The organism is Erwinia sp. INIA01 (assembly GCF_025947915.1).
Classification (GTDB): Bacteria; Pseudomonadota; Gammaproteobacteria; order Enterobacterales; family Enterobacteriaceae; genus Erwinia; species Erwinia coffeiphila.
In genome coordinates this window covers 1-25,105 of sequence record NZ_JAPDNC010000002.1, presented here as the reverse complement: position 1 = coordinate 25,105, position 25,105 = coordinate 1, and the positions used below count along the sequence as shown (strand labels likewise).

Below are 25,105 nucleotides of genomic sequence, written 5' to 3'. Positions count from 1 at the left end.
GGATGATTCACACTAAGCATTTCAGTATGACGATGAAAGAAAAAAATTTACAGCCCGTACCGTGCTTATAAACATCGATGGTGCCAACAGGCGGCGTTTTTTTAGCCACGGATGATTAGTAAGATTGATACGACTGGGGTAATAAGGAAAATGAATAATCATCAGCCTCCCGGCGTTGACACCAGCGCCATAACCCGATATTTCTACACGCCTGAAAACGCGTGCATGTGCGCGCAAGCCAGAAGAGGCGCGTCGCCCAGGCAGTGTGTGTGAGGACCCGTATCCATTGATTACACATCAGGGGGAGCGACGCCGAGGTATTAACCACGCGGAGTGGGGCGTATCGACTGCAGGGGCTGAATCCTCTGAGTTGTCACCTGTAACGTTCGCAGTCGAACGTGCCACAAGGTGGAGCGCTTCTGGGTGACTCGTAGTTGTCCCTTTCTACGTCTGACCCGTTTCTGCTCTTTCCTTGTGCCAAGGCTGAAAGTTAAAACCTGTCACGAGGTAGTCATAGTCATGTCCCAGAATTTAATTGTGGCAAAATTTGGCGGCACCAGCGTTGCCGACTTTGCCGCTATGAACCGCAGCGCCGATGTGGTGTTATCCAATCCTGACGTTCGTCTGGTGGTCCTTTCCGCCTCTGCGGGCGTAACCAATCTTTTAGTTGCTCTGGCTGAAGGCCAGCCGCTGGAGCAGCGCGCCGCGCTGTTGGACGATATTCGTCGTATTCAGTACGCCATTCTGGATGAACTGAAGCAGAGCCAGGTGATCCGTGAAGAGATCGACCGCATGCTGGACAATATTGCCACGCTGGCCGAAGGTGCCGCGCTGGCGACCTCTGCCGCTCTGACCGATGAGCTGGTCAGCCACGGCGAGCTGATGTCCACCCTGCTGTTCGTGGAAATCCTGCGCGAGCGCGACGTTACCGCGCAATGGTTTGATGTACGTAAAGTGATGCGTACCACCGACCGCTTTGGCCGCGCCGAACCGGAAGTGGCCACGCTTGCCGAGCTGGCCGCTGCACAGCTTAAACCGCGTATTGCTGAAGCGCTGATCGTCACCCAGGGCTTTATCGGTAGCGAAGAAAAAGGCCGGACCACCACCCTGGGCCGCGGCGGCAGCGACTATACCGCTGCGCTGCTGGGCGAAGCGCTGCACGCTGGCCGCGTGGATATCTGGACCGACGTTCCGGGTATCTACACCACCGATCCGCGTGTGGTGCCCGCAGCGAAACGCATTGATGTGATTACCTTCGAAGAAGCCTCAGAGATGGCCACCTTCGGTGCGAAAATCCTGCATCCGGCCACGCTGCTGCCTGCGGTACGCAGTGATATTCCGGTATTTGTTGGCTCCAGCAAAGATCCGTCCGCGGGCGGAACCATGGTGAGCAATAAAACCGAAAATCCACCGCTGTTCCGCGCGCTGGCGCTGCGCCGCAAACAGACTCTGCTGACCCTGACCAGCCTGAATATGCTGCACGCACGCGGTTTCCTCGCCGAGGTGTTTAACATTCTGGCGCGTCACAATATCTCCGTTGATCTGATCACCACCTCAGAAGTGAGCGTGGCGCTGACGCTGGACACCACCGGTTCGACCTCCACCGGCGACAGCCTGCTGACGCAGGCGCTGCTGACCGAGCTTTCCTCACTGTGCCGCGTGGAAGTGGAAGAGAATCTGGCTCTGGTGGCCATTATCGGTAACGAGCTGTCCAAAGCCTGCGGCGTCGGTAAAGACGTCTTCAGCGTGCTGGAACCGTTTAGCCTGCGCCTGATCTGCTACGGCGCCAGCAGCTATAACCTGTGCTTCCTGGTGCCGGGCCAGGACGCTGAACAAGTGGTGCAGGCGCTGCACCGCAATCTGTTCGAGTAACCTCTCATCGGGCCAGTCGCAGCTGGCCCGACACTCCTTTTTTTTGATGCTATGATGCGGCGGGTCGTAATTTCCTCGTTCCGGTAAATACGGCTGTGCTATGGCAAATTTTCAGTTAAATAACACAACATTAAACGCCCCACTCTCCTTTCTGCGACGGCTGGCGGAACATCGCTGCCGGTTTTTGAATCGGCTTATACCGCCAGAGCTGCTGTGGAGATCAAGGGGTTAAAAGGATGCTTTTCTATGCTTGCTACTGTTACCCGACTGTTCCCCCTCTGGGCAGTCCTGCTCTCCGTTGCCGCCTATTACACGCCGACCACCTTTACCGGCATCGGGCCTTACGTCACTTACCTGCTGATGCTGATTATGTTTGGCATGGGCGTGACGCTGAACGTGGATGATTTTAAGCGCGTGCTGACCCGCCCGGCCCCGGTCATTGCCGGAACCTTCCTGCACTACCTGGTAATGCCGCTGGCGGCATGGGCGCTGGCAAAATTATTTAATATGCCACCCGATCTTTCTGCCGGGATGATTCTGGTGGGTAGCGTGGCGAGCGGTACGGCGTCAAACGTGATGATCTATCTGGCAAAGGGCGATGTGGCGCTGTCGGTGACCATCTCTTCCGTCTCCGCGCTGGTTGGCGTGTTTGCCACCCCGCTGCTGACCAAGTTCTACGTCGATACGCATATTCAGGTTGATGTCGTGGGCATGCTGCTCAGCATCGTGAAAATCGTGGTGGTGCCGATTGGCCTGGGTCTGATTATTCACCACACCATGAATGGATTAGTGAAGCGCGTGGAGCCGTATCTGCCGGCGTTTTCGATGGTCTGTATTCTGCTGATTATCAGCGCGGTGGTAGCGGGCAGCCAGAGCTTTATTGGTTCGGTCGGCCTGGTCGTGATTATCGCGGTGATCCTGCATAACGCCATTGGCCTGCTGGGTGGCTACTGGGGCGGTAAGCTGTTTGGCTTTGATGAGTCCACCTGCCGTACGCTGGCGCTGGAAGTGGGCATGCAGAACTCCGGTCTGGCGGCCACACTCGGCAAGCTGTACTTCTCCCCGCTGGCAGCCCTGCCGGGCGCGCTGTTCTCGGTCTGGCACAACCTGTCAGGTTCGCTGCTGGCCGGGTACTGGTCGGGTAAGGCGATTAAGGATAAGAAGAAGCCGTAATTCGGCTTTGTATTGGTGGCCCGGGCGACCGTTACGGGTATTGAGCCGCTTCGGCTCCGTGCCCGGGCGACCGTGACGGTTTTTAACCTACAGCGCCTTCCTAATCCACGGGCAATCGGTGACTGGCGGGTTCGCGGACCGTTGAGCGCAGGGACGCGCGAATCGAGGCCACACGGACGTGTTCACGCCGAGTCCGCGAACCCGCCCGGCACCGATACGCCAGACACCGAATGAACAGCAACTCTCTAAATAAAGCGACACAGCTCAACCAGACAACAAACGAGCAGCGACATCACTCATCGTCTTTATCATCATCCGCCTGTTCCAGCACGCTGTAGGCCACCGCGCAGAACAGCGAGTTCAGGCGTTTCATATCACCCAGCAGCCCCAGATGCAGCGAACTGGTTTCGATACTCTGCACGTTATGCTGGTGCAGACGGTCGACGTGCGCATGGGAATAGCGGCGGTTAGTGATGCGAAAACGATGTTTAGAACGGCGCAGACGTTTGGCGCTGGTCAGATCGCGGGAGAGGAACACCGACAGGCTGAGGCGCAGATTGCTGGTGAGCAGTTCAAGCTGCGCGTCCAGTTCCTGCATGCCCTCAACGGAAAAGGCCCGCCGCGCACTCAGCGATTTGTCGGCCACATCGCCACTCATACGTTCCAGAATGTCCCCGGACTGTTCCAGGTTCAGCGCCATCTCGATGATTTCCGCCCAGCGCCGCGAATCCTCTTCCGGCAGATCTTCCTTCGGCATCTGTGCCAGATAAAGCTTGATCGCCGTGTACAGCACGTCGACATCGTCATCCAGTCTGCGGATCTCGCGATCCTCTCGCAGCTCGCCGTGAATCACCTTGCCGAAGGTCGCCAGCATCTGCTCAAGTACATCCCCCATGCGCAGGGTTTCGCGAGCAGCATTCGCCAGCGCCAGCGCCGGGGTATCCAGTGAACTGGTATCCAGATGCTTTGGCTTCAGCCGCAGGTCGTTTTCAGGCTCTTCGCGGATCAGCCGTTTACAGAGTGCGGCCATCGGTTCGGCGAACGGCACCATAATCAGGCAGCGGATCAGGTTGTAGAAAACATGGAAGAAAATCACCAGCTCTTCATCACTGACCGGCAGTTTCGCCAGCCACTCTGCCAGCAGATCGACAAACGGCAGCACCATCAGCGAGCCGATAAATTTAAACAGCAGGCTACCGAGAGCCACGCGTTTCCCGGCGGCGTTTGATGTGCTGTTGTTCAGCATCGCCAGCAGCCCGCTGCCAAGGTTAGCCCCGATAACCAGGCACAGCGCCACCTTGAACGAAATCACCCCGGTAGCGGTCAGCGTGGCGGTGATCAACACCGCCGCCAGGCTGGAGTAGCTGATAATGGCAAACACCGCGCCGATCAGCGCATCCAGCATCACATCACCGGTCAGCGAAGAGAACAGTACTTTCACCCCGGACGCCTGGGTGATCGGCGCGGCGGCGGCCACGATCAGCTGCAGCGCCAGCAGGATTAACCCAAGGCCAATGCTGGCACGGCCAAGTTGGCCGGCGCGGGTCTGCTTGCGGCCGAGGAAAAATACCACGCCGAAGAAGATAAACAGCGGCGACAGCCAGGAGAGATCGAAGGTCAGAATACGGGCCATCAGCGCCGTACCAACGTCCGCGCCGAGAATGACCACCAGTGCAGGCGTCAGCCCAACCAGATTCTGGGCGACAAAGGACGTCACCAGCAGCGTGGTGGCGTTACTGCTCTGAACCAGCGCGGTGACGCCGATCCCGGCGAGAAACGCCATCGGTTTTTTCTCTACGCTACGGCTGAGCACCCGACGCAAATCGGCACCGTAAACGCGCATAATACCGGTACGCACGATGTGGGTTCCCCACACCAGCAGCGCCACGGCAGAAAGAAGATTTAACAGGGTTAACACCGGATATCGACCTCACAACTTCTGTACCATTATCAAACGCAAAGTCGAGTTCACTTTGCATCTCACAGCGGTAAGTTTAGCCGATATACAGAAAAAATCTTTTTTATCAGCGTGATATCAGGCGACTTCCCGCATCGTTTGTTTATCCAGCACCAGCCCCACCTGATAACCGGCCGGATGTAAATCGTCCACCGAGCGGTTGAGCACATCTACCAGCAGCTCAACATCATGGGCCTGGACGCGGTAGCGAATGACGTTACCCAGCAGGCTGTGGCTAATCACTGATGCAGGAATCCCCTGGTCCGGCGGACACAGCATCATCGACTCAGGGCGAATAGCGACCTGACCGCTGAACCGCTGGCCGGTCAGCTGCAATGCCTGCTCGGGGCTGAGTACATTGTAGTTACCCATAAATCCGGCGGCGAACAGATCGGCTGGCTGGGTGTACAGCGCCTCGGCGTTGCCGCTCTGCACAATTTTGCCTTTGTTCATCAGCACAATCCGGTCGGACATCGTCAGCGCCTCTTCCTGATCGTGGGTGACGAACAGCGTGGTCAGATTCAGCTCCTGCTGAATGCGGCGGATCTGATCGCGCAGATGGCGACGGATGCGTGCATCCAGCGCTGATAGCGGTTCGTCCAGCAGCAGCAGGCGCGGACGGGTCACCAGCGAACGTGCCAGCGCCACGCGCTGGCACTGGCCGCCGGAGAGCTGATGCGGATAGCGGCGGGCGAAATCCTTCAGCTCCACCAGCTCCAGCGCGTCCGCCACCCGCTGCTGGATCTCGGCGGCGGGCAGCTTTTGCATTTTCAGGCCGAAGGCGACGTTGCGCTCCACGGTCATATTCGGGAACAGCGCATAGCTTTGAAATACCATGCCGATGGCACGCTTCTGCGGCGTGACCGGCACGATATCCTCGCCCTTCAGCAGAATGCGGCCGCTGTCGACGGAGGTTAACCCGGCGATGCAGCGCAGCAGCGTGGATTTGCCGCAGCCGCTGGGCCCCAGCAGCGTCACCAGTTCGCCTTCTTCCGCGCTGAATTCAATATCCTGAAAGATGCTGGTCGGGCCATAGCTCTTATTCAGTTGGGTCACATTCAAATACGACATCTTCAGCCTCGTTCACGATTCAGGGTATTGGCCAGCCAGGTGACCAGCAGGACAACGACGAAATAGGAGATCACCAGCGCGCTACTGAAATGCCCACTGCTGTTGCGCACGTTATAGAGGTAAACCTGTAGCGTTTCATAGCTGGTGCCGACCAGCAGGTTAGCGAAGACAAACTCACCGATCAGGAAGGAGAACGACAGCAGCACGGCAATCGTCGCCCCTTTGCGTAGGTTAGGCAGCACCACCAGCAGCGCGGCCTGCCAGGTGCTGGCACCCAGCAGGTGGGCGGCATCGATCAGCTCACGCAGATTAATCGCCTGCATATTGTTGGCGATGGCGCGGTAGATAAACGGCAGCGCGATGGTGAAGTAGCAGCCAATCAGAATCCACGGCGTGCCGGTCAACATCAGCGGCGGCGACGAGTAAAGCTGTAGCAACCCTACCGAAGAGACTACCGGCGGAATAGCAAACGGCAGCAGGATCAGGATATTCATTACCGCGTCGAGCTTCGGGAAGTAGTAAGCGATCACAAACATCGTCGGCAGCACCAGCAGCAGCGAGAACAGCAGCGAGCCGAGGCAAATCAGCAGCGAATGCCAGAGGGCCACCAGAAAACGCGGGTCGCTCCACAGCTGGATCAGCCACTTGAGGGTTAAGCCGTCCGGCAAAATGGTTGCGCCCCAGCGGGTTGCCAGCGCGTAGAACAGCGTGGCCACCAGCGGCAGCGCGAGGATAACAAACACCAGCCAGACGATAATCCGGTGATAAACGTATTCACTTTTCGACATTGTTCCTCCTGCCTTAGCGCGCGTACTGGTAGCTGCGGCGCACCAGCCACTGATGAACCACGGTGATGATCGACATCAGCACCACCAGCAGCATCGCCAGCGCGCTGCCCATATTAGGGTCGAGCGAAACGTCGCCAGAGACCAGCGCCGCGATACGTACCGGAATGACGTTATAGCTGCCGGTGGTCAGCGCATAAATCGTGGCGTAGGCGCCCAGCGCGTTCGCCAGCAGGATCACAAAGGTGCCCACCAGCGCCGGAGCCATTACCGGCAGGCCAATGTGCCGCCAGTAGCGCCAGCGGCTGGCACCGAGCAGCGCGGCCGACTCCTGCCACTCCTTTTTCAGCCCGTCAAACGCCGGATAGAGCAGCAGAATGCCCAGCGGGATCTGGAACCAGGTGTACACCACAATCAGCCCGTCGGTGGAGTAAAGCTTGAACCCCTGCATGATTTCATATTTCCGCATCAGCAGCGTCAGGCAGCCGTTCAGGCCGAGCAGGATCACGAAGGCAAACGCCAGCGGCACACCGGCAAAGTTGCTGGTCATATTGGTAAAGGACATCAGAAAACGGTGCAGCCTGCCGCCGCCGAGCTGGTGCAGCGAATAGCCGCCCAGCAGCGCGATAATCAGGCCATACACGCTCGACCAGAATGAGATATCCAGCGAGAAGCGTATCGCCTGCTGGTAAAACGTTGAGGTGAGGATGTCGGTGTAGTTGGCCCATCCCCAGGCCTCGTTCATTTCGCTGTAGAAGCTGTTAACCGCAATCCAGACCAGCGGTGCTATCTGAAACGCGATATAGAACACCGCAAACGGCAGCAGGCAAAGCAGCGCAAGCCCCTTTCCTTTCGTCATGCCAGCTCCCCCGAGCGCAGCAGCGGCGCACAGACCGGCTTATCGTGCTGCACGCCGAGGATCTGACACACCGTGCCGCACAGCTCGGTTTGCTTCGGCGCGGCGTCTTCACGCAGGGAAAACGCGGAGCCGAATACGAACAGCGGTACCTGCGTTTCTTCCGGCAGGGTGCCGCCGTGGCTGCGGTCATCGTTCATACCGTGGTCGGCAGTGACGATCACCTGATAGCCCTGACGCAGCCACTCCGGCATCCACTGCGACAGATAGCCGTCGGCCATCCGCGCGCGGTTGCGGTATTGAGGAGAAGAGAAACCGTGCTTGTGCCCGGTGTCGTCAATGTTCATTGGGTGGATCAGCAGAAAGTCGGGCTGATAGTTCAGCCGCAGGCTTTCGGCGTCTTCAAACAGGTGCGAATCGGGATAAACGTCATCCGAGTAAAAGTGGCCATACTGAATCGGCAGATCGCTGTCTGCCGTATGGCGGTCGCGGGCGGGGACAAACGGCGTGCGGTTGTACAGCTCGCTGACCCAGTGATAGGCGGCCGCCGCGGTGGTCAGACCGCCCTCACGGGCATAGTGAAAAATGCTTTGCTGCGTGCTCAGGCGACTGACGCCGTTGTGAATAATGCCGCTTTTCACCGGCGTAATGCCGGTGAGAATGCACTCATACAGCGGGCGCGAGAGCGACGGCAGCTCGCAGGTGATCTGGTAGCGCTGCCCGTTACCCTGCGCACATTCCGCATGAAGATAGCCCATTGCATCACGTGCAACCTGAAAATTCAGCCCGTCCAGCACTACCAGAATCGTTTTCATCTTGTGACCTTATTGCTTCATGTTAATGATGACGTTTTCCTGCCACATACGCGGCAGCGCTTTCGAGGCTTTATCCCAGGCGGCCTGGTCGGCAATCGGATGCGCGTTTTTATACTCGCTTGACGGCAGCAGTTTGGCCTGCACGTCTTCCGGCAGGGTCAGATGCTCGGCGCGGATCGGGCGCGCGTAGCCGCGAGCCAGGTTGATCTGACCGGCGTCGGAGAAGATGTATTCACGCGCCAGCTTGGCGGCGTTCGGGTGTTTAGCGAATTTGTTGATGATGGTGGTGTAGCCGGAGGTGATGGAACCGTCGGATGGGATCACCACTTCAAAGCGGTTGCGGTCAATCTGGTCGCGGTAGTTCAGACCGTTGAAGTCCCAAACCACGGCCACCTGGATTTCGCCTTTTTCGATATTGGCAATCACCGGATCGGTCACGCCCAGACGGCCTTCTTTCGCCAGATCGCTGAAGAAGTCCAGCGCCGGTTTCAGGTTCTTCTCGTTACCGCCCAGCGCGTAGCTTGCTGCCAGCACGCCGTTCGCCGCCTGTGCCGCAATGCCGACGTCGCCGATGGTGACAACGTATTTGCCTTTTTTCAGGTCAGCCCAGCTGTGCGGGATATCCTTCACCTGGTCTTTATTGATGATGAAAGCGATGGTGCCGGTATAGGCCAGCGCCCAGTGGCCGTCTTTATCCTTCGCCCAGTCAGGGATTTGATCCCAGGTGCTCGGTTTGTACGGCTGGGTTACGCCCTTCTGCACGGCCAGCGGGCCGAATGAAGCGCCTACGTCACCGATATCGGCGCTGGCGTTGCTTTTTTCAGCGGCGAATTTGGCAATTTCCTGTGCGGAAGACATGTCGGTGTCGCTGTGTTTAATCCCGTACTTGCTGGTGATATCTTCCCAGGTGCCTTTCCAGTTAGCCCAGCTGTCGGGCATACCGACGCTATTGACCTGACCTTCCGCACGGGCGGATTTTTCAAGCGCCGCCAGATCGGCGTCGGCAGCCCAGCTGCTGGCCGAAAACGACACAACGATGGCACTGGCTAACACGGATGCGAACAAAGATTTCATACTAATGCTCCAGGTGATAGGGTTAATGGCCTTCTGGACTAGTCCAGCAAGAACCGAGCCAATCTAACCTGGTACAGTGAATGTTTTATGACAGCGCGCGCTGGCTGTGGACTAGACCAGCAACTCCTGCCAGGATCGTAAGCGGTACGGCAAGGCGGGTTACGCGCGATTTATGTGCAGACTCGCACCAATTTGAGGCTCTGATGTGATGAAATCATTAACTGTGGATGTCATTTGCCGGTCGCTGGCAGCGCGTATTCGCCAGGGCGACTTCGCCGACAGCGGTCGCCTGCCCGCCGAGCGCATCCTGAGCGAGCAGTTCTCCACCACCCGCATTACGCTGCGTGAGGCGCTGGGCCAGCTGGAAGCAGAAGGGATGATTTATCGCGAACTGCGCCGGGGCTGGTTTATCGCCCCACCGAGGCTGGCCTACGATCCGCTGCTGCGCAGCCACTTTCACGCCATGGCCGAGCGCCAGGGGCGCAGCGCACGGACCGAGGTGCTGGATGCGCAGACGGTGGTCGCGGAAGCCGGACTGGCCGCGCGGCTGGAGATGCAGGAGGGTGAGAAGGTTTACCGTATTCGCCGCCTGCGTCGGATTGATGAGCGTGCGGTGCTGTACGTGGAGCACTATCTGAATCCGCACTATTTCCCGCAGTTGCTGGAGCACGATCTAACGCGCTCGCTGACCCAGCTTTATCAGGAAGAGTACGGCATTTGCTACGGCCGCGTGGGCTTCACCATGCTGCCCGCGCCGCTGCCGGACTTCGCCGCGCCGGCGCTCAAGGTGGCGGCGGGCAGCCCGGCGCTGTTTATCACCCGAATTAACCGTGACCAGCACGACCGGGTGATAGACTGCGACTGCGAATACTGGCGCTATGACGCGCTGTATATTGCCGTTGAGGTGGATTAGTCCGCGTCGTAGCCCAGATTCGGTGCCAGCCAGCGCTCCACCTCGCTGACCGACATCCCTTTACGCTTCGCGTAGTCTTCAATCTGATCGCGCTGCAGCTGCGCCACGGCGAAGTATTTGCTGTCCGGGTGGCTGAAGTACCAGCCGGACACCGCCGCACCCGGCCACATGGCGAAGGATTCGGTGAGCTTCATGCCGGTACGGGCTTCCACATCTAGCAGCTGCCAGATCGTGGCTTTTTCGGTGTGCTCCGGGCAGGCCGGGTAGCCGGGTGCCGGGCGGATGCCCTGGTAGTTCTCGCGGATCAGCTCCTCGTTGCTCAGGTTCTCGGTGGCGGCAAAGCCCCAGATCACCTTACGCACCCGCTCATGCAGGTATTCGGCAAAGCCTTCCGCCAGGCGGTCGGCCAGCGCTTTAATCATAATTTTGTTGTAGTCATCGTGCTGCGTGTCATACGCCTCGGCCAGCGCATCCTCTTCCAGCCCGCCGGTGACGGCAAACGCACCAAGGTAGTCGGCTTTACCGCTGGACTTCGGCGCGATGTAATCGGCCAGGCAGTAGTTCGGGAAGTCCGTTTTCTCTGTCTGCTGACGTAAGTGATGACTCACTTGCAGAATCTCGGTACGTGATTCATCGCGGTAGATTTCAACGTCATCCCCAACGCGGTTAGCCGGGAAAATCCCCACCACGCCGCGCGGATTGAGCGTGCCGTCGGCGCTGAGCTGGTCCAGCATGGCGTTAGCGTCGGCAAACAGGCGTTTTGCCTCTTCGCCCACCACTTCATCTTCCAGAATGCGCGGATATTTCCCCGCCAGCGACCAGGTCATAAAGAACGGCGTCCAGTCGATGTAGTTGCGCAGCGTTTCGATGTTAGCGCTCACTTCGCTTATGCCCAGCCGGTGCGCTGGCGGTGGGGTGTAGTTTTCCCAGTCAAACGGAAATGCATTATCGCGTGCCGCCTGCAGGCTGACCGGCGGCGTGCGCGGTTTTTTACGCGCGTGCTGGATGCGCACCGTGTCGTACTCCTTCCGCGTGCGGGTGACAAAATCGTCGTACTGGGTCGCCGACAGCAGGGACGACACCACGCCAACGGTACGCGAGGCGTTCTGCACGTAGACCGTCGGGCCGCTGTAGTTCTGCTCGATTTTCACCGCCGTATGCGCCTTCGAGGTGGTCGCTCCGCCGATCAGCAGCGGCAGGGTAAAGCCCTGGCGTTCCATCTCCTTCGCCACGTTGACCATCTCATCCAGCGACGGCGTGATCAGCCCGGACAGGCCGATGATATCGGCGTTAACCTCGCGGGCGGTTTTAAGGATTTTGTCACTCGGCACCATCACGCCAAGATCGATAATTTCGTAGTTATTACACTGCAGCACCACGCCAACGATATTTTTACCGATGTCGTGCACGTCGCCCTTCACCGTGGCCAGCACGATTTTGCCGTTGCTGCTGCCCTTCTCTTTGCTGGCCTCGATATAGGGTTCCAGATAAGCCACCGCCTGCTTCATCACGCGGGCGGATTTCACCACCTGCGGCAGGAACATTTTGCCTTCGCCAAACAGATCGCCGACCACGTTCATCCCGGCCATCAGCGGGCCTTCAATCACCTCAATCGGCCGGGCCGAGAGCTGGCGGGCGGCTTCGGTATCTTCTTCAATAAACTCGGTGATGCCTTTCACCAGCGAATATTCCAGACGCTTAGCCACTTCCCAGCCGCGCCACTCGGCCTGTTGCTTGTTGCTGTCGTCATCGGCTTTGCTGCCGCGGTATTTTTCCGCCAGCTCCAGCAGGCGTTCGGTGCCGTCGTCGCGGCGGTTCTGCACCACGTCCTCGACCGCTTCACGCAGGTCGGCGGGCAGGTCGTCATAAATCGCCAGCTGACCGGCGTTAACGATGCCCATATCCATACCGTTACGGATAGCGTGATAGAGGAATACGGCGTGAATGGCTTCGCGCACCGGGTCGTTGCCGCGGAAGGAGAACGACACGTTGGACACGCCGCCGGAGATCATCGCGTGCGGCAGTTCGCGCTTAATGTCCTCACAGGCACCGATAAAGTCCACCGCGTAGTTATTGTGCTCTTCAATGCCGGTCGCCACGGCGAAGATATTCGGGTCAAAGATGATATCTTCCGGCGGGAAGCCGACCTCTTCGGTGAGTAGCTTGTAGGCGCGGCGACAGATTTCGATTTTGCGTGCGCGGGTATCCGCCTGGCCAACTTCATCAAACGCCATCACCACCATCGCGGCACCGTAACGGCGCACCAGTCGGGCATGATGCAGGAACGGCTCAATGCCTTCCTTCATCGAGATGGAGTTCACGATGCCTTTGCCCTGAATGCACTTCAGCCCTTTCTCGATCACCTCCCACTTTGAGGAGTCGATCATAATCGGCACGCGGGCAATATCTGGCTCGCCGGCGATCAGGTTAAGGAAACGCACCATCGCCGCTTCGGCGTCGAGCATTCCTTCATCCATGTTGATGTCGATCACCTGCGCCCCACTTTCCACCTGCTGACGGGCGACATCCAGCGCTTCGTTGTACTTCTCTTCTTTGATCAGCCGCTTAAACTTCGCCGAGCCGGTAACGTTGGTACGCTCGCCAACGTTAACAAACAGCGTATCGCCGCTGATATTCAGCGGCTCCAGCCCGGAAAGACGACAGGCCACCGGCACGGTCGGTAGCGAGCGTGGGGCCACGCCTTCGACCGCTGCCGCCATTGCAGCGATATGCTCCGGCGTGGTGCCGCAGCAGCCGCCAACGATATTCAGGAACCCGGCCCGCGCCCATTCACCGATCTGCTCCGCCATGGTTTTGGCATCCAGATCGTATTCACCAAAGGCGTTAGGCAAACCGGCGTTCGGGTGAGCGGTCACGTAGCCTTCGGCGATGCGTGACAGCTCGGCGACGTACTGGCGCAGCTCGTCCGGCCCCAGCGCGCAGTTCAGGCCGAAGGAGAGCGGCTCGGCGTGGCGCAGAGAGTTATAGAAGGCTTCCGTAGTCTGGCCGGAGAGCGTTCGGCCGGAGGCATCGGTAATGGTGCCGGAGATCATCAGCGGCAACGTCACGCCCAACGCCTCAAATTCGGTTTGTACGGCGAATATCGCCGCTTTGGCGTTCAGGGTATCGAACACCGTTTCAATCATGATGATGTCTGCACCGCCCTCCACCAGCGCGCGGGTCGATTCGCGGTAGGCTTCCACCAGCTGATCGAAGGTGACGTTACGGAAGGCCGGGTCGTTAACGTCCGGCGAAATCGAACAGGTACGGTTAGTCGGGCCTAACACCCCGGCAACGTAGCGCGGACGATCCGGCGTTTTTGCCGTCCATTCGTCGGCGCAGGCGCGCACCAGCTTTGCCGCCACGAAGTTAATTTCTGCCGACAGCGATTCCATCTGGTAATCGGCCATGGCAATGGTGGTGGAGTTAAAAGTGTTGGTTTCGAGGATGTCGGCACCGGCGGCGAGATAATCGTTATGGATCGCGCTAATCACCTCCGGTTTGGTCAGCACCAGCAGGTCGTTGTTGCCTTTCAGATCGCAGGGCCAGTCGGCAAAGCGCGTACCGCGAAAATCACCTTCTTCCAGCCGGTAGCTCTGGATCATGGTCCCCATACCGCCGTCCAGCAGCATAATGCGTTTTGCCAGCTGCTGATGCAGCGCTTCAATTCTGTTGCTCACAACCCAGCCCCTTCACTCGTCACTGATGGCACCACTGCCTGCAGGTCATACTGGCACAACTTCTGTGCGGGTAACAGCGGCGACTGATGAGACATTTTCAGCCAATCAATAAACTGATCCGACCAGATCGCAACGCGTTGCATTATTAGCCAATAAAACGAAAATGATTTCCATATGGTGAAAAATAAAGGACTCAGATATGGCTACCCCCGTCCCGGTTAAACGCGGCAAAAAACCTCGTACTGCCAGCGCCCAGGCAGCACAACCTGCTGGCCAGGTTCAGTCGTTAACCCGCGGCCTGAAGCTGCTGGAGTTCATTGCCGAATCCCACGGCAGCGTGGCGCTGACCGAACTGGCCCAGCAGGCCGGGTTGCCCAACTCCACGACGCACCGATTACTGACCACCATGCAGCAGCAGGGATTTGTGCGCCAGGTGGGTGATTTAGGCCTGTGGACCATCGGCGCACACGCGTTTGTGGTGGGCAGCAGCTTCCTGCAAAGCCGCAACCTGCTGGCGCTGGTGCATCCGATGCTGCGCAGGCTGATGGAGGAGTCCGGTGAAACGGTAAACCTGGCGGTGCTGGATCTCAGCGATCATCAGGCGGTGATTATCGATCAGGTCCAGTGTACACAGCTGATGCGCATGTCGGCCCCGATCGGCGGCAAGCTGCCGATGCATGCCTCCGGCGCGGGCAAGGCGTTCCTCGCCAACCTCAATGAGAAGCAGGTGACCGAACTGCTGCATCGCCAGGGGCTGCATCACTACACGCCAAAAACGCTGATGTCACCGCAGAGCCTGAAGGATAACCTGGCGCAGACGCGTAAAGCGGGCTATTCCTTTGATGATGAAGAGCATGCGCTGGGATTACGCTGCGTTGCCGCCTGTATTTACGACGAGCACCGCGAACCGTTTGCCGCGCTATCGATCTCCGGCCCGATTTCCCGTATCACCGACGATCGCGTCACCGAGATCGGCGCGATGGTGATCAAGGCGGCAAAAGAGATCACCCGCGAATACGGCGGCAGCCACTGATCGCACGCCAGGAACGTCTATTGATTGTTTTTCAACGCTGAGGGTTTTAAATGGATAAGGATGTTCAGTACCAACCAATTTGTATGGACAAACTGCGACAGATACGGGTTTCCGCACGGTCTTTGTCCTCTTCAGACAGTGGGAGGACGCTGAGCGATGCCTGAATCACGCTTATCCCTCGATCGCCGCCTGGTCAGTTCACTGCTGGTCACCGTCTGCCGCTTACTCACCGGCATCCGCTCCCGCTGGCACAGCGAACCGGAGCCGGAAAAAACCCGCATCTACTATGCCAACCACAGCAGCCACCTCGACGGTTTGGTGATCTGGACCAGCCTGCCACCGCAGATGCGCACCCGCGTTCACCCGGTAGCGGCGGCGGATTACTGGCTGGGCTCCCGCCTGCGGCGCTATCTGGCGCTGCGGATTTTCGGCGCGGTGCTGGTTGAGCGCCGCCCTGCCGGGGAGCGGGAGGAAGGCAGCCCTTCAACAAACAAAGACGTGCTGCTGCCGCTAAAGCAGGCGCTGGACGGCCAGCATTCGCTGATCCTGTTTCCCGAAGGCACGCGCGGCAGCGGCGAGCAGCTCAACAGCTTTAAGAGCGGCCTTTACCATCTCTCCAAAGCCTATCCGCAGGTCGAACTGGTGCCGGTGTGGCTGGATAACCTGAACCGGGTGCTGCCAAAAGGCTCGCGGCTGGTGGTGCCGATTATCTGTAGCGCCACCTTCGGCACGCCGCTGCCTGGCGTCACAGAAGGCGAAGATAAACAGGCCTTTCTGGCAAGGATCAAAGCCGCACTGGAGGCGATTGCACCATGAAAATCTGGGATTCTGAACTGAGCTGGCTGCTGTGCGGCCTGTTTGGTCTGCTGGTGGTGGCCAGCATCATCGGCGGCGTGCTCGCGAAGTTTAAGCAGAATGACACCATCGCCAATCTTAACGCGCGTATTCGCGCCTGGTGGGTGATGTGCATCATCTCCGTGCTGGCGATGACGCTTGGCCCTATCGGGTCGACGGTGCTGTTTATGCTGATGTCGTTCTATGCGCTGCGGGAGTGTGTCACCCTGCTGCCGACGCGCCGCAGCGATCATGAGGCGCTGTTCTGGTGCTTCTTTATCATCCTGCCGTTGCAGTATCTGCTGGTCGGTATCGAATGGTACGGCGTGTTCGTTATCCTGATCCCGGTTTATGCCTGGCTGTTTATTCCGGCCCGGCTGGCGCTGGCGGGGGATACCAGCCACTTCCTGGAGCGCGCGGCCAAAATTCAGTGGAGCATGATGATTGCCGTTTACTGCATCAGCCACGCTCCGGCCCTACTGATGCTGCAGATCCCCGGCTTTGAGCAGCAGAATATCAAGCTGCTGCTGTTCCTGATGATTGTGGTGCAGATTTCCGACGTGCTGCAGTATGTGTTCGGCAAGCTGTGGGGCAAGCGCCCGATTGTGCCGAAGCTCAGCCCGAATAAAACGGTCGAAGGCTTTGTGGGCGGCATCCTCAGCGCCAGTCTGGTCGGTATGGGGCTGTGGTGGATAACGCCCTTCGCGCCGTGGCAGGCGTTTCTGATTTCGCTGCTGATCACCCTGCTGGGCTTCCTGGGCGGCCTGTGCATGTCGGCGATCAAGCGCGATCGCGGGGTGAAAGATTTCGGCGCGATGCTGGAGGGACACGGCGGCATGATGGATCGCATTGATTCACTCTGCTTCGCCGCGCCGGTATTTTTCCACGTGGTGCGCTACTTCTACACCTGATTTTCAACTTGCCTGTCCGAGCAGGCCGTCGCCGTAACGCTGACAAAAGCGCTGCCGGCGGCGGTAGGCAAAGACATCTTCAATATGCCCGTTGCGTATCCGCTGCTGTAACCCGCGCCAGAAATCGGCGCGGAACAGTTCCGCGTGCATATCGTCAAACAAAAGCGCTATCTTCGGGTCCGCGCAGAGGTAGTGGCGGAACTCCTCCGGGAAGACATCTTCCGGCGACACGCTGTACCACGGCTCGTGGCTCAGCTCGTCTTCCGGGTAGCGCGGCGGCGGGATGTCGCGGAAGTTCACTTCGGTCATATAGCTGATTTCATCGTAGTCGTAGAACACCACGCGCCCGTGGCGGGTAACACCGAAGTTTTTATACAGCATATCGCCGGGGAAAATATTGGCCGCCGCCAGCTGTTTTACCGCGTTGCCGTACTCTTCTATCGCATCGTGCCGCTGCTGGTCATCCGCCTGCTCCAGCCACAGGTTGAGTGGGGTCATGCGTCGTTCCATATACAAATGGCCGATGATGAGCATCTCCCCCTGCTGCTGCAGTTTTTCCGGCACCTCGCGCCACAGGGCGGCCAGCAGATCCGGACTGAGCCTTGCCTGCTCAATGGCGAAGTTTTCAAACTCCTGGGTGTCGGCCATGCGGCCCACGCGATCGTGCTCTTTGACCAGCTGGTAGCACTGGCGCACCCGCTGCGGCGTGACGTCTTTCTGCGGCGCGAAGGTGTCTTTAATGACCTTAAACACCCGGTCAAATCCCGGTAGCGTAAACACCAGCATCACCAGGCCCGGCACGCCAGGGGCGATAACAAACTGCTCGCGGGTGGCGGACATGTAGTTGAGGTATTCCCGGTAGCTTTCCGTTTTGCCGTGTTTCTGGCAGCCAATCGCCATATACAGCTCGGCGGTGGTTTTCCCCGGCAGGATCTCGCGCAGCCACTCCACCAGCGCGGCGGGCAGCGGCGCATACACCATGAAATAAGAGCGGGCAAAGCCAAAGACGATACTGGCTTCGCGGTTGCGGGTCAGGCAGGTGTCAATAAACAGCTCGCCCGCGTCGCTGCGGTGAATCGGCAAAAGGAATGCGCAAACCCCTGACGGCGTGCGCAGTTTGGCCACCAGCCACGCCGCTTTATTGCGGTAAAACAGCTCGTTGGCGACCTGTAACGTTGCCTGCTGTAGATCGCTTTCGCTGAAGTTTTCCCGCAGGTGGCTGATGATAAAAGTGATATCCCTTGCCAGATCCTGCCACGGCAGACGCAGCGGAAGATCGTGCAGCAGACGGTTGAGAAGCGGCTGCCAGCCCGCCGAGGCGCTGAACTCCCGCGCCAGCGGCCGCGGGATCGTACGAAAACGCCGCTCCGGCTGGGAGCTGAAAATAAACAGCCGTTCCGGCGTCAGCGCCTGATGGCTGAACAAACGACAGTAAACAGAGTTGAAAAAGCTTTCGGCAATTTCAAAGCGCGGATAATCCGGCAGCAGACCGGTGTAAATGCTTTTCACCTGCTGCAGAACATCACGGTCTTCCGACTGCGAGCCGGTAATACAGCGCAGCTGTTCAACGACCAGCCCGACGTGGTGATCGTAAAGATGGATACGCGCTTTCATCGCCTGCTGTACCGCCTGCCAGTCAGCCTGTTCGAAGCGCTGCTGGGCACCGGCAGTAATTTCCAGGAAGCGACCATACTGCGCATCGAACCCCTGCAGGATAGTCTGGGCTATCAGCGTTTCCCTCTCTGACATCGTGCACCTCATCAACCGGCTAAACATGTGTGGCGGGCCGGATAGCCCGCCCGTTTATCAGAACTGATCTTCTTCGGTCGAACCGGTCAGTGCGGTGACGGAAGAGCTGCCGCCCTGAATAATGGTGGTCACGCGGTCAAAGTAGCCGGTCCCGACTTCCTGCTGGTGGGAAGAGAAGGTGTAGCCCTTGTCGATGGCGGCAAATTCCGGCTGCTGCACTTTTTCCACGTAGTGACGCATCCCCTCGCCCTGCGCGTAGGCCTGTGCGAGGTCAAACATGTTGAACCACATGCTGTGAATGCCCGCCAGAGTGATGAACTGGTATTTGTAACCCATGTCCGACAGCGCCTGCTGGAACTGAGCGATGGTGCGGTCATCGAGATTCTTCTTCCAGTTAAACGACGGCGAGCAGTTGTAGGCCAGCAGCTTGCCCGGGAAGCGGGCGTGAATCGCTTCGGCGAAACGGCGCGCCTGGTCGAGATCCGGCTTTGAGGTTTCGCACCACACCATATCGGCATACGGCGCATAGGCCAGCCCACGGCTAATCGCCTGCTCGATCCCAGCTCGGGTGCGATAGAACCCTTCCTGGGTGCGTTCGCCGGTAACGAATTCACGGTCGTACTCGTCGCAGTCGGAGGTAATCAGGTCGGCAGCGTCAGCATCGGTGCGGGCGATCAGCACCGTTGGCACGCCCATCACATCCGCAGCCAGCCGCGCGGCAACCAACTTCTGTACGGCTTCCTGGGTTGGCACCAGCACCTTACCGCCCATATGGCCGCACTTCTTCACCGAGGCCAGCTGGTCTTCGAAGTGGACCCCGGCCGCACCGGCCTGAATCATTGATTTCATCAGCTCAAAGGCGTTCAGCACGCCGCCAAAACCGGCTTCCGCATCGGCGACGATCGGCAGGAAATAATCCACGTAGCGCGGATCGCCCGGTTCGATGTCATTGGCCCACTGGATCTGATCCGCACGCTGGAAGCTGTTGTTAATCCGTTCCACCACCGACGGTACAGAGTTCACCGGATAGAGTGACTGGTCCGGGTACATGCTCGAGGCCAGGTTAGCGTCGGCGGCCACCTGCCAGCCGGAGAGGTAAATTGCCTCGATGCCGGCTTTCGCCTGTTGCAGTGCCTGGCCGCCGGTCAGCGCGCCGAGGCTGTTAACGTAGCCTTTTTTCGCGCCGCCGTTGAGCAGCGCCCACAGTTTTTCAGCGCCGTTCTGCGCCAGCGTACAGGCCGGATTCACCGAGCCGCGCAGTTTCACCACTTCTTCCGCGCTGTAAGGGCGGGTAATGCCTTCCCAACGTGCATCGCGTCGGGATTGTTCGATTTGTTGGATCTGTTGGGTACGTGAGGTCATGGCAATGTTCCTTGTCAGGTTCAGGGAAGTAAGCGGTAGCCAGGTAAGGTCAGGAATTCAACCAGTTCGGATTCGGTCGTGATACGCTCCATTAATGCGGCGGCCTCTTCAAAGCGGCCCTGCTCGAAGCGCTGGCCGCCGAGCTCTTCGCGGATAACCAGCATCTCTTCGGTCAGCATTTTGCGGAACAGTGCTTCGGTCACGACTTCACCGCTTTGCAGGGTTTTGCCGTGGCGTATCCACTGCCAGATGGAGGTGCGGGAAATTTCTGCCGTAGCGGCATCTTCCATCAACCCGTAGATCGGTACGCAGCCGTTGCCGTTAATCCAGGCCTCGATGTATTGCACCGCCACGCGAATATTGGCGCGCATTCCTTCTTCGGTGCGCTCGCCGTTGCACGGGGCCAGCAGCTGTTCGGCGGTGATAGCCGCGTCCTGTTCACGCGTTACGTGTAGCTGATTCAGCTCGTCGCCCAGCGTCTGGTTAAAGACCGCCATCACCGTATCCGCCAGGCCGGGATGGGCAATCCAGGTGCCGTCGTGGCCGTTGCTGGCTTCGCGCTGTTTGTCCGCTTTCACCTTGTTCAGCACCCACTCGTTCCGTTCCGCATCTTTGCTCGGAATAAAGGCCGCCATGCCCCCCATGGCAAATGCGCCACGGCGGTGACAGGTTTTGACCAGCAGCCGTGAATAGGCATCCAGGAAGCCCTGATCCATGGTGACCGACTGCCGATCGGGCAGCACGCGGTCAGGATGATTTTTCAGCGTTTTGATGTAGCTGAAGATGTAATCCCAGCGCCCGCAGTTCAGACCTACGATGTGATCGCGCAGGCTCCAGAGGATCTCATCCATCTGAAATACCGCCGGCAAGGTTTCGATCAGCAGAGTCGCCTTAATGGTGCCGCGCGGCAGATCGAAACGATCTTCGGCATAGCTGAATACCTCACTCCACCAGGCGGCTTCCTGATACGTCTGTGTTTTCGGCAGGTAGAAATAGGGGCCGCTGCCTTTCGCCAGCAGAGCCTCGACGTTGTGGAAGAAATAGAGGGCGAAGTCAAACAGGCTGCCCGGGATCGGCTCTCCCCGCCAGGTGACGTGTTTTTCCGGCAGATGCAGGCCACGCACGCGGCAGATCAGCACCGCCGGGTTCGGCTTCAGCTGGTAGATCTTCCCCGCTTCATTGCTGTAGCTGATGGTGCCGTTAACCGCATCGCGCAGGTTGATCTGCCCGGCGATCACTTTGTCCCAGCTCGGCGCCAGCGAATCTTCAAAGTCGGCCATAAACACGTTGACGTTGGCATTCAGGGCATTGATCACCATCTTGCGCTCAACGGGGCCGGTAATTTCCACCCGGCGGTTCTGTAAGTCCCGCGGGATACCACGAATTTGCCAGTCATCATTTTTAATGGAAGTCGTTTCCGAAATAAAATCAGGCAGCTCACCGGCATCGATTTTACGCTGAGTTTTCGCGCGTTCCGCCAGCAGCGCATTGCGCTTTGGCGTGAAGCGCGTCACCAGTTCGGTAAGGAAATCGACCGCGGCATCCGTGAGAATTTCGCGTTCCTGCTGGCCAGGATGGCGCTGGAAGGTGAGTTCCGCGCTGATTAGCTGTTGTGTCATACCCCTGCTCCTGTCAGTTTCGTCCGCCTGGCGTGACGATCGTTAAGTGGACAATCTTTAACCCGCAGGATCAAAATATAAACAGTTAATTTTCAAAATCAAAAACTATTTCCATTTTAATTACAAAATTAATTCAATTAATTGATTTATATGACAATAAAAATACTTAAAGATAAGAAGGTGTTTTCATCATGATTTTTAGGTGTGATAGCAGGGATCGATTCAGCAGATCGCAACTGGAGAGATTGGATTAAAGTTGGGGGAGTGGCATAGAAATGAGGGTGGAGATCCACCCGATCGCAGGAGTCAGCTTAGCGTAGAGACGTGAGATCGGGTGAGGTAAAACTAGTCCAGCGTTGGGTTCATATGGCGCAGATCGAATGGTGTGATCTGGTAGACATAGTAGTTTAACCAGTTTGAAAACAGCAGGTTGCCGTGACTTCTCCAGCTCGCGCTGGGTGGAAGCTCGGGGTTGTCCTGCGGGAAGTAATTGTAGGGGATTTCAGGATTTAATCCCGCGTCGTAGTCGCGGTGATATTCACCCGAGAGCGTCAGCGCATCATATTCCGGGTGCCCGGTAACAAAAGCCAGGCGCTTATCCTTACTGGCAAACAAATAAGCACCGGTTTTTTCAGATTCGGCAAAGATTTCCAGATCGGTGTAATCACGCAGGATCTGCGCCGGGAAGTCGGCATAGCGTGAGTGAGGCGCCAGGAAGGTATCGTCAAAACCTCGCGTCAGCAACGCATGCGGATGCAGGATCTGATGCTCGAATACGCCGGATAGTTTATTCTCCCGCGTCTGCTTCGGAATGCCGTAGAGGATGTTTAACGCGGCCTGTACCGCCCAACAGACGAACAGCGTAGAGGTCACGTGCTCTCGCGCCCAGTGCAGGACCTGCTGGATCTGCGGCCAATAGGCAACATCGCAAAAATCAACCAGTCCGAGCGGTGCACCGGTGACGATCAGTCCATCATAGTTATCGTGTTTAATATCTTCGAAATTGCAGTAGAAGTTATTCAGGTGCTCGCTGGGCGTGTTGCGGGACTCACGGCTGTCGATGCGCAGCAGCTGAATATCAATCTGTAGCGGCGAGTTTGAAAGCAGACGCAAAAACTGATTTTCAGTTTCGATCTTCTTCGGCATCAAATTTAGTACCAGCACCTTCAAGGGACGGATCATCTGAGTGCTGGCACGAGTTGACGTCATAACAAAGACGTTCTCATTGCGCAGAAAACTCACGGCTGGTAATTCATCAGGTACCCTGATCGGCATGGTCAACTTCCTCACTACATACGTTTATACGTTTAGACATCCAGATGCCTGAAGATAGCGTGATGCATAACAAAAGTCGAGTTGTTCATATGATAGTTGAAAATGTTTCAGGGTGAGGAGCAGCCAGCAGATACCGTTGCGTATTATCACGACAGGGTGCGAGCAAAGCAGGCTGGAGGGGAAACTCAGAAGTCGTAGCTCAGGCGTACAAAGTTGACATCGCCCTGCCTGTCAGTGCTGGAGGTAAACATATGCTCATAGTCAACGCTGAAACCCCAGGCAAAGGCCAGCAGGAGACCTAGCCCGTTGTCGATGCGCTTATAGTTCCTGCCGCTGACGTACTCCAGTCGGTCACCCATGAAGAACGGCTGTACGGTTTTCAGCCCTGCGCGATCGAGATGAAAGCTGTAGCCAGCATAGTATTCAATACCCCATGCGCTACCGGCAAAGTAATTATTCGTACGGGTGGATTCTGTTTGCAGGAAGTTTTTATACCAGCCACCGCCCACGGCGAAGGTCCAGTTATCGGGTACCCAGCTAAGGGCTGCACCCACAATATGTTGATTATAGGTTTTATCATCGTCAGCGCCGGGATGCTTGATGGTTGCACGCGTTTCATTCCACGCCATGCCCAGGCTGAGATCATCGTCGATATGGTAATCAAATCCCAGCGATCCGCCGCCTTTTCGTCGGTAACGTGTACCATCGCCTACCAGGTATTCACTGTCCGGAAATAGCCAGCCAGCGTACAGATCGACGCTGCCGTAACTGTTTTTAAACTTCAGCTGCTTACGCGGACGGTATGAACCATCATAGGCGCCGTTGATGCCGACTCCTGGCGCCTGAGCAAGCATATCGTCGTCCCACAGGTCGGTTTTTGCCGCGACAACATCATAGTAGACGCTGGTTTGCTGGCCGATGGTTAACTCACCCATATCATCAGCTTTCAGCCCGGTAAAGAGCATGCGCCTGGTAGTAAAGGCACTGCCCTCCTCGTAATGGTTTTTCCAGTCGAACAGCGCGGGCATATTCAGGCCAAACTCATAGTAGGTGTACCAGCTTACGCCATCGCGCAGATAGTAGTCCGCGGCAAAGCCAAAACGGGTTTGATTATCACCATCATCGAAACCATTACGCTTATAGGAACCTTTATCACTGCTGCCCATCACGTCATAGAACTGTGGTCGGATACTGCCATTCACTGAGAAATTGAGCCTGTTCAGCCAGTCCGGATTGTCTCTGTTCTGCTGTAAAAGGGTAATTTCCGCGCAAAGGTCGGTACTCCAACAGGTGAATATCAACAGGCTGGCGTAGATGGCATGTCTTTTATCGGAAGCGATCATCTGCTCCTCAATTTCCTTTTGAGGTTGATTGTTATAAACAGTCTATTTTGAGTGAAAAGAGCGGGAGTACTGGGAATCTTTTGTGCGCAGGCCGGCCTGGCAGCATGTTCTGTGGCCCGTCGATGTGCAAAAACCATTCGGTTATTGCTGATATCTTCGCCACTGTCACTATTCCCGGAGGGTTTCAATGAGTCGAGCGCCCCCTGATTTAAACAACATCGGTGAGAATGCTGGTTTTACTGAGAGCAGGGTTATGCGCTGGATAGCAGTACAGAGAACGCAGACTACTGGGTTGTAAAAGGGTCACTTCAGGCGGGATTCTGAACGGCGTAAACGCAAAAAGGCCATCCGTGAGGATGGCCTTCTGCTTTATTTGATGCCTGGCAGTTCCCTACTCTCGCATGGGGAGGCCCCACACTACCATCGGCGCTACGGCGTTTCACTTCTGAGTTCGGCATGGGGTCAGGTGGGACCACCGCGCTACAGCCGCCAGGCAAATTCTTGGTACCCTGTCCTGTGTCTTTTGTGCTGATACTGCGTTGGCTGCGTTCGCATCGCTCAGTCACATACTTATGTATGCTCCTTCCCGCCGACTCGCTTGCCGCCTTGTCTCAGCGCAAAATCCTTCGGACTTTCGTCCGCAGAACAGTGCTAAATTCTTTATCCGTCACAAGCTGAAAACTGTTTGTGTTGTCTCTCAGACACCCACCAGAACGCTTCTGGTGTTGTAAGGTTAAGCCTCACGGGTCATTAGTACCGGTTAGCTCAACGCATCGCTGCGCT

17 protein-coding genes, 1 rRNA gene, 1 pseudogene and 1 riboswitch are annotated in these 25,105 nt (G+C 57.5%); of the genes and pseudogenes, 6 read left to right on the top strand and 13 right to left on the bottom strand.

Annotation, left to right across the window (positions count from 1 at the left end; all coding sequences use genetic code 11):
- Positions 1–234: 234 nt before the first annotated feature.
- A riboswitch (Lysine riboswitch) is annotated at positions 235–427 on the top strand.
- A gap of 92 nt (positions 428–519) precedes the next feature.
- Together lysC and panS are read left to right on the top strand one after the other, a co-directional pair.
- Positions 520–1,872, top strand: a complete 1,353-nt coding sequence (gene lysC, locus OMR58_RS02060) for a lysine-sensitive aspartokinase 3 (protein ID WP_264545165.1) — start codon at positions 520–522, stop codon at positions 1,870–1,872.
- Between the two features lie 246 nt (positions 1,873–2,118).
- Positions 2,119–3,045 carry a ketopantoate/pantoate/pantothenate transporter PanS gene (panS, locus tag OMR58_RS02055; protein WP_105595820.1) on the top strand — a complete coding sequence of 309 codons (927 nt, stop codon included), beginning with the start codon at positions 2,119–2,121 and terminating at the stop codon, positions 3,043–3,045.
- Positions 3,046–3,337: 292 nt separating this feature from the next.
- Here panS and OMR58_RS02050 read toward each other — a convergent pair whose 3' ends face one another.
- The 6 genes from OMR58_RS02050 to OMR58_RS02025 all read right to left on the bottom strand — a co-directional run bounded on the left by OMR58_RS02050 (position 3,338) and on the right by OMR58_RS02025 (position 9,603).
- Positions 3,338–4,963 carry a Na/Pi cotransporter family protein gene (locus tag OMR58_RS02050; protein WP_105595789.1) on the bottom strand — a complete coding sequence of 542 codons (1,626 nt, stop codon included), beginning with the start codon at positions 4,961–4,963 and terminating at the stop codon, positions 3,338–3,340.
- A 117-nt stretch (positions 4,964–5,080) separates the two neighbouring features.
- Positions 5,081–6,073, bottom strand: coding sequence for an ABC transporter ATP-binding protein (locus tag OMR58_RS02045; protein WP_264545164.1), 993 nt, complete (start codon positions 6,071–6,073; stop codon positions 5,081–5,083).
- Positions 6,074–6,075: 2 nt separating this feature from the next.
- Positions 6,076–6,861, bottom strand: coding sequence for an ABC transporter permease (locus OMR58_RS02040; RefSeq protein WP_105595787.1), 786 nt, complete (start codon positions 6,859–6,861; stop codon positions 6,076–6,078).
- A gap of 13 nt (positions 6,862–6,874) precedes the next feature.
- Complete coding sequence (locus OMR58_RS02035; protein ID WP_264545163.1) at positions 6,875–7,717, bottom strand: ABC transporter permease; 843 nt, start codon at positions 7,715–7,717, stop codon at positions 6,875–6,877.
- The gene (locus OMR58_RS02030) at positions 7,714–8,529 is read right to left on the bottom strand and encodes an alkaline phosphatase family protein (protein ID WP_264545162.1); all 816 of its coding nucleotides are present in this window, start codon (positions 8,527–8,529) and stop codon (positions 7,714–7,716) included. Before OMR58_RS02030 ends, OMR58_RS02035 begins: the two co-directional genes overlap by 4 nt.
- Before the next feature lie 9 nt (positions 8,530–8,538).
- The gene (locus OMR58_RS02025) at positions 8,539–9,603 is read right to left on the bottom strand and encodes an ABC transporter substrate-binding protein (RefSeq protein ID WP_200543015.1); all 1,065 of its coding nucleotides are present in this window, start codon (positions 9,601–9,603) and stop codon (positions 8,539–8,541) included.
- A 208-nt stretch (positions 9,604–9,811) separates the two neighbouring features.
- On the opposite strand from OMR58_RS02025, the gene OMR58_RS02020 reads away from it, so the two are divergent.
- Entirely contained in the window at positions 9,812–10,516 is a 705-nt protein-coding gene (locus tag OMR58_RS02020; protein WP_264545161.1) for a UTRA domain-containing protein, read from the top strand.
- Here the strand turns inward: OMR58_RS02020 and metH are convergent.
- Positions 10,513–14,196 carry a methionine synthase gene (gene metH, locus OMR58_RS02015; RefSeq protein WP_264545160.1) on the bottom strand — a complete coding sequence of 1,228 codons (3,684 nt, stop codon included), beginning with the start codon at positions 14,194–14,196 and terminating at the stop codon, positions 10,513–10,515. The two genes, OMR58_RS02020 and metH, sit on opposite strands and share 4 nt — an antisense overlap.
- A 199-nt stretch (positions 14,197–14,395) precedes the next feature.
- Here metH and iclR point away from each other — a divergent pair, with 199 nt between their 5' ends.
- From iclR to OMR58_RS02000, 3 genes are all read left to right on the top strand, one after another.
- The gene (iclR, locus tag OMR58_RS02010; RefSeq protein WP_105595781.1) at positions 14,396–15,229 is read left to right on the top strand and encodes a glyoxylate bypass operon transcriptional repressor IclR; all 834 of its coding nucleotides are present in this window, start codon (positions 14,396–14,398) and stop codon (positions 15,227–15,229) included.
- 156 nt (positions 15,230–15,385) lie between these two features.
- Entirely contained in the window at positions 15,386–16,045 is a 660-nt protein-coding gene (locus tag OMR58_RS02005) for a lysophospholipid acyltransferase family protein (protein ID WP_264545159.1), read from the top strand.
- A complete protein-coding gene (locus OMR58_RS02000) occupies positions 16,042–16,974 on the top strand; it encodes a phosphatidate cytidylyltransferase (protein WP_264545158.1) in 933 nt (310 codons plus the stop codon). The genes OMR58_RS02005 and OMR58_RS02000 overlap by 4 nt, the downstream gene beginning before the upstream one ends.
- A gap of 3 nt (positions 16,975–16,977) precedes the next feature.
- Here the strand turns inward: OMR58_RS02000 and aceK are convergent, their stop codons facing one another.
- The 6 genes and pseudogenes from aceK to rrf form a co-directional block, all read right to left on the bottom strand.
- The gene (gene aceK / locus OMR58_RS01995) at positions 16,978–18,723 is read right to left on the bottom strand and encodes a bifunctional isocitrate dehydrogenase kinase/phosphatase (protein WP_200561655.1); all 1,746 of its coding nucleotides are present in this window, start codon (positions 18,721–18,723) and stop codon (positions 16,978–16,980) included.
- A 57-nt stretch (positions 18,724–18,780) separates the two neighbouring features.
- Positions 18,781–20,085, bottom strand: a complete 1,305-nt coding sequence (gene aceA / locus OMR58_RS01990; RefSeq protein ID WP_200561652.1) for an isocitrate lyase — start codon at positions 20,083–20,085, stop codon at positions 18,781–18,783.
- Between the two features lie 20 nt (positions 20,086–20,105).
- Positions 20,106–21,704: a malate synthase A gene (gene aceB, locus OMR58_RS01985; RefSeq protein WP_264545157.1), complete on the bottom strand. Its 1,599-nt coding sequence runs from the start codon at positions 21,702–21,704 to the stop codon at positions 20,106–20,108.
- 345 nt (positions 21,705–22,049) lie between these two features.
- On the bottom strand, positions 22,050–22,979 hold the full coding sequence (gene metA, locus OMR58_RS01980) for a homoserine O-acetyltransferase MetA (protein ID WP_105595775.1): 930 nt from the start codon (positions 22,977–22,979) through the stop codon (positions 22,050–22,052).
- A 185-nt stretch (positions 22,980–23,164) separates the two neighbouring features.
- A pseudogene (locus OMR58_RS01975) lies at positions 23,165–24,247 on the bottom strand (porin); the annotation flags it as partial.
- A 453-nt stretch (positions 24,248–24,700) separates the two neighbouring features.
- Positions 24,701–24,816 (bottom strand): 5S ribosomal RNA (rrf, locus tag OMR58_RS01970).
- Between the last annotated feature and the right edge of the window lie 289 nt (positions 24,817–25,105).